This window comes from Pseudorhodoplanes sp., assembly GCF_059499825.1.
Genome location: NZ_JCABZI010000015.1, coordinates 16,722 through 28,081 on the forward strand (window position 1 = coordinate 16,722; position 11,360 = coordinate 28,081).

Below are 11,360 nucleotides of genomic sequence, written 5' to 3' on the forward strand. Positions count from 1 at the left end.
TCAGCCATTAAACCATTTTGTTGAGGACGAGGATGGCTTGGACATATGAAGAAGATGCAGTTCTAACCAATGCGATCGCGCAGGGCGTGAGCCTGCAGCGCCTTACGATCCGCTTGAACAAGAGCAAGAGTTCGATCTTGAAGCGCGCCGGGGAACTGGGACTTACGATCAAGAACCCGGCCCGACAGCCGATCAAAGAGCGATCGCAGGGGTAAGCATCAGCCACAGAAGGCGCGAGCTAAGCCCACCCTCACGGGCACAACCTGCGCGGTCTTGCCTTTCGATGTCAGTTCCGTAAAGGGAACAACCGGTTCGGACAGAGGGGGTGACTGTGCCGGAATTTCGTGCGTACATTCTGGACATCAAGGGCCGTCATATCGGCGTTCACGAGATCATTGCCGACGACCAGAGCCAGGCAATTACAGCCTGCATCAAGTTAGTCGACGGTCACTCTTTGGAGCTGTGGCAAGGCGGGGAAAAGATCGGCACCCTCAGCCCCAGCAGCGGCCCGACATTCAAGCGACCGACCAGACGGTGATTTTCTGAAGCACCGGGTCTTTCGCACGCGAGTTGCGTAAGATACCAGCTTAGCCCTGCGAGAGCGAGGGGCGGGTTTGAAAATCCTGACGCTACTCTGGGGAGAGCGAGGTGGAAGGTAAACGCGGCATCGGCGACTTCGGGCTGCTGAACTCTCGCAAACACGACCGGCGTGTTCGTTGATCGCCTCGACCTGACAGCAGGTCGGCGGCCGCGATCTCCTGCCTCTACCACTCGAACTGTGGTTAGGACTGCTCGCGGAGATGCTGAATAGCTCCGCCGGCGGCACCGTCTATGCCGATCACATGACGGGCACTGACGGCGCGGCTATGTTTTGAAGCCGCCGGCAGGATGGGACTCGACGGGGGTCGTTACCAAGCGCCGCGACAAGGCCTACACGTCCGGCCCATGCAAGGACTGGATCAAGGTCTTAAATCCGGACGCGCCGTAGAAAGCGATGCTGATGGGCGAAACTTGATCTAATCCGGGGAACGCACAGTACGGGAATCGGTTATCCTCGCGCTATGCAAAAACAGTTCCGGTCGTCCGACGCTGCGCTTGGACTGTTCGCTCTGCTCACGTTGGGCTTTGCGGGCGCGATCGTTCTCGCGCCATCTGGCGTGAGAGTCTCGGTCCCCGCAGCGGAAGGGGCAGCGGGTATCGGCAGCCGCGCTGGCCCGTTGGCTGATCAGATGATTCTCCGAGGGGCCACGGTGGGGGCGCGGACAGGAACGAGCCCGCCAAGCCAAAGCCGTTAGGTCAACCATCGTAGAAAGAAAATTGCCGCGATTTTTTTTCGATTGCTTAGACCATCCAGACCCTTTGCGACCACGCGGGCGCCGATCTCCCCCATGACGCGGCGGCAAAGCAGAAAGCGATCGTGCGCGCTCATGGCGCAAAAAACGTCCATAGTCTCATCCGGCTTGCTCATCTACCGGAAAAGAGAAAATAGTCCGAACACTGGTTGGACTTCAGGCTGGTAGGCGTAGGCGCTGCTGTTCTCACGCAATTGTTGCTCGTGACGTTGCTTGACGGTCTTCTCTTGGACTCGCTTTCTGGCTTGCAGCTTCGCTAAATCCTGAGCGGCTTGCTTACGTCTATTTTCGGCATACTGGGCTGCCTGTTGCTTCCGCCTAAGTTCAGCCTCCTTCAGCCTCTCTTCACGCGACTTCACGATCATCAGTTTCGGGTCGTAATCGTATTTTGGGGTTGGTACTATCCACACTGGGATATCGTCACTAGGATCCGCCAAAATTGAGCTTTGCACTCCCGCCAGCCCCGGCTCCTTCTTCACAGCGGACACGCTTGACGTCGCCGGTATGTAATCAACTCCCTGGACAGCAGTCACTATCACGCCAGCGCACACCGAGGCGGCAACTAAGACAAGCCCAACGAGATATGCGAAGAGTTGCTGAAGCTCTCGCATTGCTGACCTCCTAAACGGCCCAATGCATCAGGCACAGCAGCGTTCCGCTCGTCTCCGTTTAAGCCTCGACCCCGAAGGCCTCCGAAGGGCGCGGGCATAGAAAGGCCCCGGCTGTCGCCGCCTGTACATCCGGACCTAATGTGCGTGTGGACTCGACACTCGCTATTACAGTGGCTGAAGCCTAGTCGGCGCACTGTCACGTTTCATACGTTTTTCGATCTTTTTAATTCTGCGGTCCGCTACGCGAGTGATGTCATTCAACTGCTCCGGCGTAATTCGCCGGGCGATCAGATCAGTCATGCCCATTCTTACTTTTAAATGAATCGCTTTTAGCTCAGTCACCGGATCGAGATAATTTCGTCCGTTGTTTGCCACCCGTGCCTCTTCGCCGCTAAAATAGCCGACCATAAGCAGCCGGCGAAGTTCTTGACGGAGATGGAAGTGCCTTTTCAACCCTACAGGGCCGAAGAGGTTCCGTGGGGTCGAGGGTCGGCGTGGAGACCTACCTCCACCGTGGCGTCAACGTAAGAGGCACCTTCATATTGGACGTCAACGCTCTGGCCGGGTTGTTAGCGATCGTGCCGGCGCCACGCAAACGGTGCCGCAAGGCGCCGTCCGCCCTGGTTAGATGCTGGGGAATTCTCTGTTTTGCGATCGGGGCCCTCGCGCGCTGGGGGATTTCTAGCACGGGCCGAGCCTTATCGTCCGAGCGCAGCTAGTCCATTAGCAGCACAAGCAGATCTCTGACCGTCTTCGCGCCCATGAAGCGTTCGCTATCTATCTCTTTACCGAACGCTTCCTCAAGAGCCAGCTGCAATTCGAAGAAATCAAAGCTGTCTCGGATGAACGCCGCAAGCTCCTCGTCGAGCTCTAGAGAACTCCCCGGCCCCCTGACCGTTCTAATAGCTGTAAGAAGTTGGGTCTCTGCATTGGTCATGTATATCTACTCTTTCCGCCTCGGCCAAGAACAGCCGCGACGCAGAGTGTATACCATACAAATGAGCGACCTGGCTGCTGGACGTTCCGCGAGGTACCGGGATGAACCCAATCGGGGCGCATCCATGCCACACCGAGCAGGATATCTGCCGCTTGCCGTTTCGGATGCTAACGTCTATTTTGTCGTTTAGGACCGCCGCTCGATTGCGCCGATGGCCTGTACGCCACTGTTGTCGAGGGAGTGAATGGCGGTGACGATACCGTCCAAGTACGGCGCGATAATCTCTGGCCGGTCGTTTGGTACACGCTCGGAGCCAATGTCGAAAATGGCAAGGTCATGGGCGACGGCGGAATGGAAATCACCGGCAACGCACTCAATAACAAGTTATGGGGCGGGTTGGGCGGCGACTCGTTGCGCGGAGGTTTCGGGAATGATCAGTTCTATAGCAACGACGGTGCGCTCAATAGCGGGATGGTTAGATTCGTTTTCACACTTGACCGTGAATGCTCCGGACCACTTCTACGGCGGCATCGGTGACGACATTTATTATCTGTACGATCGCGAGACGTCCCGCTAGTCAAAGAAATTGCGGGTGCCTAAGCAGCAGGTTTTTGCAGAAAAGCGGAGTTATGCTTGCTCGGATAATCAAGGGGGGCTTAGATGATTCGTGAGTTCGCAGAAGGCAGGTCAAGTCAGGTTCCTAGCCGCCCGTGTCGCTCGGCGTGTTTGACCATTTCGTGCCAACCTTCTGCAAGTTTTTCATAGCTGCGTCTGGCGGCCTCGTCGCCGCTCTCATCAGCAACCTTTGCCAGCCTTTTCATCTCTTCAAACTTCTCGCGATATTTCTTCGCCGAGCGTTCTCGTAGTCCTGTTCGCATGCACTTCCCACTGCTCCGTTCGAGGATGAGCCCGCACTCCGCGACCCTTACGACAACCAGAGTGGTTGCGGCGACGACGATCTCAGTGGGGTGTGGTTCATGAGGTGCAATCCTCAGCCGGAAACCGCTCGACCAGCGTTTCGCCTTCCCACAACTCAACTCATGGCCATCGTATCGCGCAGCGCGCTCTAGCGCCACCGCTTTGTCTTGAGCATCGAAGGAGTGGGAGCGCAGCATTTCCATGCTCCCTATTGCTCAGGAAGGCGGGTAAGTCAGCAGGTTGCTAGTCCCCGATCTGTCAAAAAGTACCCGCGCGGCATAACAACGGGAAGCGGAGCGCTCCCCGCATTGGAAACCTGCAAGTCACCCTCTCCCCGGATTCATGACTTGTCTGGACCAGCTTTCCCCCTAAGCGCTCACCTTCCGCGCCGACGATGCAATGCCAAAACATCCATGAAGCGGGTTCCGCGATGAACCGAGCTTTTGTCCCTTTTGCCGAAGCAGACCGATTCCCGTGAACTTTAGCCGCCGTCAGCGCTTCACGCTATATTGGGAGGCTGACCTTGACCGAGGACGCCGACGAGTTTCGCAGCTACGAGATCCACTGCCGCAGCATGGCGCGACAAGCTCTCGAGGAGGCCGCTCGACGAGAGTGGTTGAGGTTGGCAGATGCCTGGGCGAGAAAGTGCGTCACCTGCGGGTCGCAACGACGGTCTACTGAGCCCGCCGACTGAATTGTCGCCCATCTTCCCTCCAGCACGCTTTTTTTGACCGCAGATGCGCCCTACGGAGGGGACGCGGTGGCAAGCGGTATAGTGCAGCGATCGAGCGGCCCGCCTCAGTAAGCTAAATGAAGGTTGTCTCAAATCGAGGGGCAGAGAGTCTGCTGAAAGTCTGATGGTCGAGCGTTAGCGCGTTCTCCTTGCGGCATAACAGACAGCCGCGGTGAGCATAGCCAAACATATGAATCTGTCCTGGACCCGTGGTTACTTTTGTCCCGCCGCCACCCTCATCGAAATCCGTGCCCGGCAAAGCCATGGCTAGCGGGGCTTTTTCTTTGCCCTAACCGTGCTAGGGTTTCCTCGTGCCGAGGCGGTGAGTTGGTTAGCCCCTTCGAGCCACGTCGCACGTTAGGCCCCGGATGTAGAGGCTGCAGCCGGGGTCTTTCACTTCATGGCCATGGCGACGCGACCACCGTGCAACCGGCTTCCGTATCCTCAGATCACATTATCGCGCGGAACAACGCGTACCCAGCAATGGCCCACGCTACGATCGCCGCCAGGGTTAAGACACGAAGGACCCATGTTGCTAAGCGCCCGGCCGCTTGTATTGGATTCGGTTCGAAGTCGACCATGGGGCTACGGCGGGTAGTGAATCAGGCCCTGAAAGGAGATAGCGGGTATGCCTTGCAGATTGCATCGCAGGGTTTTCGCTGGCTTAAGTCCGCGCTCGTCTTCCGCGCCCAAGCCTCCGCCAGCGCTAGTCACTCGCAACGCTCCGTTCGGCCCGAACCATGCTCCGGAATGAATTCAAGTTCCCGGACTCATCGGCGCAGTCCCTTTTCAAAATCGCCTCTCTGCGTCACAGAAACAATGCGACCTTCACTGCCGCGACAAGAAGTTCGGCCAGATACTTTTGATAGTAGCAGTACGTGCAAATGCTATCGATACGGCGGACGGACCTTACATGAGTTCTCGAGATTAGCGCTGACGCGGTAACCGCGAACATCGTCACTTGCGAGTGGCAAGTAGCAGCTGCAGCGCGCCCTCCTTAAAACACGCCGGCCTCTTTGCATCCACCGGTTGCAGCGCTTAGGGCAGAGAGCGGGCCAGCGAGGCCTTCGCCAACCGACTTCGTCGACCGCGGCTAAGGACGCGCCACCATTGGCGGTATCAAGCCCAGCACGGCTGCCACGAGAGTAACGATAACAAGAATACAGAGGACGCTGAGGATAAGCGCTGTCCGTCGCTGGCTGGTTGTAGGTTCTTTCATGGCAAACCATTCCCTACGCAAGCAGGAGGAAGTTAGTCCGCTATGGAACTTCCCATTTTCCGGACGCCGCACTACCTGCAAGTTGGCCGGCCGTCGCAAAAGTGAACCGTATTTAGCGACCCCCATGGGCTTGCTCCTAAGGCACTTTGCGCTAGACAGTAGCCGCTCACAAGACTGGGTTTCATGCTTATCGGCGCTCACGATTCTGCTCTCGTCCTCTTGTCCGTGCTAATTGCCACGGCAGCTTCCTACACGGCGCTGGACCTCGCGGGGCGCATTCGCGAAAGCGAAGGCTCAGCTTTCTACGCTTGGCTCATAACGGCTGCTGTGGCCATGGGGGGCGGCATCTGGGCCATGCACTTCGTCGCAATGCTCGCATTCAACCTCCCAGGCATCGAGGTGAGCTATGACTTCACCCTGACTTTGGTTTCCTTGGTTGCACCAGTCGTGGTGACGGGCCTCGCCTTCTTTGTCGTCAGCCGACGGGAGGCCGACGCGGTTCTTCTCGTTCTCAGCGGCCTAGTCATGGGTGCGGGCATCGTGGCGATGCACTACATCGGGATGGCCGCGATGCGCATGCCGGTAGATCTTCGGCATGATCACCTCTGGACAGCGGTGGCCGTACTCATCGCCATCGGAGCCGCCACCGTCGCGCTGTGGGTAGCTTTCCGGAGGACCGGGCCCGCAGTCAAGGGCATCGCCTCGATCGCCATGGGTATCGCGATCTCAGGCATGCACTATGCGGCCATGCAGGGAGCCGTGTTCACGAGCCACGGCTCAGTTGATCAGGCAGGTGGCCACGCCAACATCGGGCAAACCACTCTGGCGCTTGCAGTATCGGCCACGACTTTCCTGATCCTTTTTTTGTCATTGGCAGCGGCCATGTTCGACCGCCGCTTTGCGATGCTCGCCGCCAGGGAAGCGGAAACAATCCGAGCCAACGAAGAACGGTTGCGCCTGATGCTGCAGAGCGTCACTGATTACGCAATCTTTATGCTCGATGCGGAGGGATGCGTGACAACATGGAACGCGGGAGCGGAGCGCATCAAAGGTTACAAAGCTGCCGAGGTCGTTGGAGCCCATGTCTCTCTTTTCTATACCGAAGAAGAGCGCAAGGCGGGAGCGCCAGAGAATGCTCTCCATGTCGCCGCCACCGAGGGGAAATTCGAGAGGGAGGGCTGGAGGGTTCGGAAAGACGGAAGCGCATTCTTTGCCTCGGTGGTCATCGACCGGGTGGTTGATGCCAATGGCCGGCTTTTGGGCTTCGTAAAAGTTACACGCGACATCACGGAGCGAAAAGAAGCTCAGGAAGCGTTACGACACGCACAGGATGCATTATTTCAAGCCCAAAAAATGGAAGCCGTCGGCCACCTGACAGGGGGCATTGCTCACGACTTCAACAACCTGCTGCAGGTGATTTGCGGGAATCTTGAAGTACTTCAAAGGCGGCTTCCAGCTGATGCCGTGCATTTGAAGCGTGCGGCCGATAACGCCGTGGCCGGAGCGCATCGTGCAGCGGCTTTAATTCAACGTCTCCTGGCGTTCTCGCGGAGGCAGCCGCTTGATCCCAAGCCGGTGGATGTAAATCGACTTGTGCGAGGCATGGCGGACCTGCTGCACCGCGCGCTCGGTGAAACGGTGGAGCTGGAGACAGTTCTGAGCGCAAGACTTTGGACTGTGGAAGTCGATCCCAACCAGTTGGAGAGCGCACTGCTCAACATTTCAGTAAATGCACGCGACGCCATGCCCAGCGGAGGAAAGCTCACCATTGAGACGGCCAACTCGTATTTAGACGAGGCTTACGCGGCTGCTCACGCTGAAGTCATGGCTGGTCAGTTTGTGCTGATTTCAATATCCGATACTGGGACGGGCATGGATGCAGCCACTCTCGCTCGAGCGTATGAGCCATTCTTCACCACAAAGGGCGCGGATAAAGGCACAGGGCTGGGCCTCAGCCAAGTGTACGGATTCGTGAAGCAGTCTGGTGGTCATCTCAAGATTTATTCCGAGCCGGGACATGGCACGACAGTCAAGATCTACCTTTCACGCCTTCCTGGACCTCCGCCTATCGAGAGCCCTGCGGAAGAACGGCGGGCGCCCGAAGCTCTTGCCACCGAAACAATTTTGGTCGTCGAGGACGATGAGGGCGTACGGGCGTACTCCACCGAAACGCTGCGGGAGCTCGGTTATGATGTTCTCGAGGCCCCCGACGGCCCGACCGCGTTGGCAGTTCTCGCGGCACATGGCGACCGCATCGACCTTCTCTTCACTGATGTGGTGCTACCGGGGGTAATGAGCGGAGCTGTGCTCGCTCAAGAAGCTCGCGCGACTGCGCCTAGCATCAAGGTGTTATTCACGACCGGGTATGCCCGCAATGCGATTGTCCACCATGGTCGCCTTGATGCCGGTGTGCAGCTTCTCACTAAGCCTTTCACTTATGCCGAGCTCGCACGAAAAGTTCGTGATATTCTGGACGCGGCTTGAATGTAGCCGGCTACGGCCTGTAACTAAGCGTTTCTCTGACGACTGTCGCGCCGTAGAACTCGTAGCTCCAGAGTATCCGCCTCACCAGCAGGCGTCCGCGTGACAAAACGCGCCGACGCCGGCACGGGCAGAGCTCCGTTGGAACGCTAGGTGGTTCAGGGATCGTAAGAGTGCTACAACTTAACGCTTATTCCGCGGCGAGACCGACAGCTGAATACGTTGGCTGAGATAATGCCGCCCTGTTGCGACCGAGCGACTTTGCTTTGTACAACGCCTCATCGGCGGACCTCATCAGTGCACTGACACTAGCCATGCTCAAAGTGGCATTCGATATTCCTATACTCACGGTCACATTAAGGGTGACAGCCTGCACAAACAGCAGCTCCGCTGCCACTGCGCTTCGCACCCGATCCGCGACAATCACTGACTGGGCACTATCCGTCTCCGGGAGGAGTAACGCAAACTCGTCCCCTCCAATCCGCCCGGCGACATCGGATTGGCGTTTCTCAGAGTTGCACAGACTAGCTACTCGAGAAAGAGCAAGATCTCCTGCGGCATGGCCATAGGTATCATTGATATATTTGAAGTGGTCAATATCAACCATCAGCAACGAGAGTGGACGGTGATATCTTTGAAAGCGCGTCCATTCCGCCTCTGCCAACGCCATAAACTGTCGACGGTTGAAGAGACCGGTCATTGAATCGGTGGTCGCTAATTCGTGAAGTCTTGCGGCATTGTTAATGAGATCGGTGACGTCACAGTAGGTCAGCATTCGGCCACCGCTTGGCAGGATCGTGCATTGTGACCGAACGTGACGGCCGTCCCCCGTGCACAGGTCTTGGGGCGAGGGATCGCCGGCAAGCACTAAGGCAACGCGTTGCGCGATGAAGTTATCCAGCTCTTTCGGAGCCACGCCATATGATCCGGTATGCCGAGCGTCACCCACTAGCTCCGAATAATGAGGCTTGCTATCAGCCTTCTCGTCCGACACTCCCCAAAGCCTACGAACCGAAGCGTTCATAAACTGGACCCGGAGATCTGAGTCCAAGAGAATGACGCCATCTTGGAGTCGGAACAGTGCAGCTCTTAAAATTTCTAATTCGTCAGAATGGCGAACTATATCCGTTACCGGAGTATAACAGAGCATTCTCCCCCCGTTAGGGAGAACCGCGCATTGCATACGCAAAACCTCGCCGTCAGACAGACGTAGGTCTATCGGCTCCGGAAGACCCGCTTTGATGTGGGCCACCCGCTCAGCAACATATTGGCTCAGAGAACCAGGCGGCACTTGATATGCCCGGGTATCCCGCCCGTGGTACATCAATGCTATAAAAGGGGGCCTCGCATCGGCCTTTGCATCAGGCAATTTCCACATTCGACGAAAGGCTTGGTTGATAAACGTCGCACGAAGTTCGGTATCCAGCAGCACAATACCAAAGGCCACGTTATCGAGTGCATACCTTAGCTCTAGCAGCTGGCTACGCATAACTTCGGAACCCCTTTCGAACGATCTGGGAGTTCCCGCTTCTTTCGCAGGCACCCTCACCGACATCTCAAAAGAGATTTTGATGCGATTTCCTGACTGGTCCTCTAATCGACAGGCTCTGGGGAGATCGTCGCCTGTGAGGATTAGGGTGAATTTATCAGGAATTCCTATCGCGCTTTCGACCGTGGCAGCTGCACAGCCGTCCGAGATTTCACGAATGATACAATCGATCACTGATCGGCCCGAGTTGAATACGATCTTCCCAGCAAGAAAAGTTCGCCCTCGCGCCTCGTTTGCCGGCTTGAACATGGCATGCGCTCCATCTGGAGTGGAAAGCTAGTCGTCGAACCTAAAGTACATAAAAAGCATTGTGACAATTTCCTCAACACAATTAAGGCCGGGTTAAGCCGCCTCCGCACTGCACATTGATGGCCTAACGAGATTGAACGCTTAGCAATGCTCGGGCCGGGGTACCTTCCGCTAGAACATAAGCGGCGCGACGGTGTGCTTGACCTGCGCCGGTTGTTCATTGCGATACGCGTTCTTGCTCCCACATCTGTTCCAGATACCGCTTCTCGTACGCAGTAAGATCGCCCACGAGCACGGTGTCTTTGCGCTCGCAATTTTGCTTGTACGCGGTCGCCTTTTTGATCATCTGCGTTTCTAGAACAGCGGCGAACTGCAATGCGCGAAGATCGGCAGCGTTCCATTAAGTCTAACTCGGGCACCAAGACACACGCGGGCCAGGGGGCTCGGCCATGGATGGATGTTTCAGCCGTTCCGCCACCGTCGGCCATGGGTCAACCCCCGGCCGATCTCGCCTTTCAGCCGACCGTAGCGCAAAAGAGCGAAGCTCGGCCTTCAGCGAGAACATCAGTGGTCCTCCGTTGGCGAGCGTAGCGATTAGTAGATGAAGGACCGCCGCTGCCAGCCAAGGTCGCTGGAACGCATCACTCTCTCAGCGCACGAAAGAGGCTATACGAAAGATTGTGCGCCCTGCCCGCGCTTCAGCCCGAGGTGCTCGAAACCGAAAGCGACTATCGCGGCGCGACGACTATGGCGTCGCAAGTCCGTGGCCCGCGCTTTAACCCTCGGGCGCAACGGATCCGTAGCGACTGAAACTCGGTAGATTGGCTAAAGTTTTGCGGCTACCGTCCCACTCTAAGACCAACGTAGCGGTCAGCGAGCCAGCACGCTTCGACTTCCAATTGCGCTTTCTGCGACCAGCTAAGATCCACAGCCGATACATTGGTCACGACGCCAGCCGGAGAAAAACGCAAAAACTCGTAGGTTACTTCGGCTGGTGGCGGCTGCCCTGCTAGCACGAGGGATGGCCGCTTGCCTAAGCCGTTCTCCTTTGAACCACAGCAACCGGCTTGCGGATTTTCGCCTCGGGCCCAGCGGAAGCTGATTCACGTCCGGCTGAGTCAAGCTGGAATACGGCAACTCGACCATCAAGCGCACTCGATTGATCCTCCAGCGTCTTCGCAGTTGCAGCATTTTCCTCGACCAGCGCCGAGTTCTGCTGCGTCACCTCGTCCATCTGAGCGAGGGCCTTGTTGATTTGATCAATGCCGGCGGCCTGTTCCGAGCTCGCATTGGCGATATCGGACACAATAT

At 57.1% G+C, this 11,360-nt stretch carries 7 protein-coding genes and 1 pseudogene; 2 read left to right on the top strand and 6 right to left on the bottom strand.

Features of this window, described 5'->3' with window-relative positions:
- The first annotated feature begins 331 nt into the window (after positions 1-331).
- Positions 332-538, top strand: a complete 207-nt coding sequence (locus AC5I5I_RS21200; RefSeq protein WP_495976344.1) for a hypothetical protein — start codon at positions 332-334, stop codon at positions 536-538.
- Positions 539-1,468: 930 nt separating this feature from the next.
- Here AC5I5I_RS21200 and AC5I5I_RS21205 read toward each other — a convergent pair.
- From AC5I5I_RS21205 to AC5I5I_RS21220, 4 genes are all read right to left on the bottom strand, one after another.
- Positions 1,469-1,963, bottom strand: a complete 495-nt coding sequence (locus AC5I5I_RS21205; RefSeq protein WP_495976346.1) for a hypothetical protein — start codon at positions 1,961-1,963, stop codon at positions 1,469-1,471.
- Positions 1,964-2,128: 165 nt separating this feature from the next.
- Positions 2,129-2,371: a hypothetical protein gene (locus AC5I5I_RS21210; RefSeq protein WP_495976348.1), complete on the bottom strand. Its 243-nt coding sequence runs from the start codon at positions 2,369-2,371 to the stop codon at positions 2,129-2,131.
- A 307-nt stretch (positions 2,372-2,678) separates the two neighbouring features.
- A complete protein-coding gene (locus tag AC5I5I_RS21215) occupies positions 2,679-2,900 on the bottom strand; it encodes an acyl carrier protein (RefSeq protein WP_495976350.1) in 222 nt (73 codons plus the stop codon).
- 692 nt (positions 2,901-3,592) lie between these two features.
- Entirely contained in the window at positions 3,593-4,015 is a 423-nt protein-coding gene (locus tag AC5I5I_RS21220) for a hypothetical protein (protein ID WP_495976351.1), read from the bottom strand.
- Positions 4,016-5,953: 1,938 nt separating this feature from the next.
- Here AC5I5I_RS21220 and AC5I5I_RS21225 point away from each other — a divergent pair.
- Positions 5,954-8,254 carry an MHYT domain-containing protein gene (locus tag AC5I5I_RS21225; protein WP_495976352.1) on the top strand — a complete coding sequence of 767 codons (2,301 nt, stop codon included), beginning with the start codon at positions 5,954-5,956 and terminating at the stop codon, positions 8,252-8,254.
- 187 nt (positions 8,255-8,441) lie between these two features.
- Here the strand turns inward: AC5I5I_RS21225 and AC5I5I_RS21230 are convergent, their stop codons facing one another.
- Together AC5I5I_RS21230 and AC5I5I_RS21235 are read right to left on the bottom strand one after the other, a co-directional pair.
- A complete protein-coding gene (locus AC5I5I_RS21230; protein ID WP_495976354.1) occupies positions 8,442-10,049 on the bottom strand; it encodes a sensor domain-containing diguanylate cyclase in 1,608 nt (535 codons plus the stop codon).
- A 1,033-nt stretch (positions 10,050-11,082) separates the two neighbouring features.
- A pseudogene (locus AC5I5I_RS21235) lies at positions 11,083-11,360 on the bottom strand (methyl-accepting chemotaxis protein); the annotation flags it as partial.

Excerpts from the sequence above, each read along its gene's own strand:
- AC5I5I_RS21205 (WP_495976346.1), bottom strand. The coding sequence starts at position 1,963 with ATGCGAGAGCTTCAGCAACTCTTCGCATATCTCGTTGGGCTTGTCTTA.
- AC5I5I_RS21210 (WP_495976348.1), bottom strand. The coding sequence starts at position 2,371 with ATGGTCGGCTATTTTAGCGGCGAAGAGGCACGGGTGGCAAACAACGGA.
- AC5I5I_RS21215 (WP_495976350.1), bottom strand. The coding sequence starts at position 2,900 with ATGACCAATGCAGAGACCCAACTTCTTACAGCTATTAGAACGGTCAGG.
- AC5I5I_RS21220 (WP_495976351.1), bottom strand. The coding sequence starts at position 4,015 with ATGCTGCGCTCCCACTCCTTCGATGCTCAAGACAAAGCGGTGGCGCTA.
- AC5I5I_RS21225 (WP_495976352.1), top strand. The coding sequence starts at position 5,954 with ATGCTTATCGGCGCTCACGATTCTGCTCTCGTCCTCTTGTCCGTGCTA.
- AC5I5I_RS21230 (WP_495976354.1), bottom strand. The coding sequence starts at position 10,049 with ATGTTCAAGCCGGCAAACGAGGCGCGAGGGCGAACTTTTCTTGCTGGG.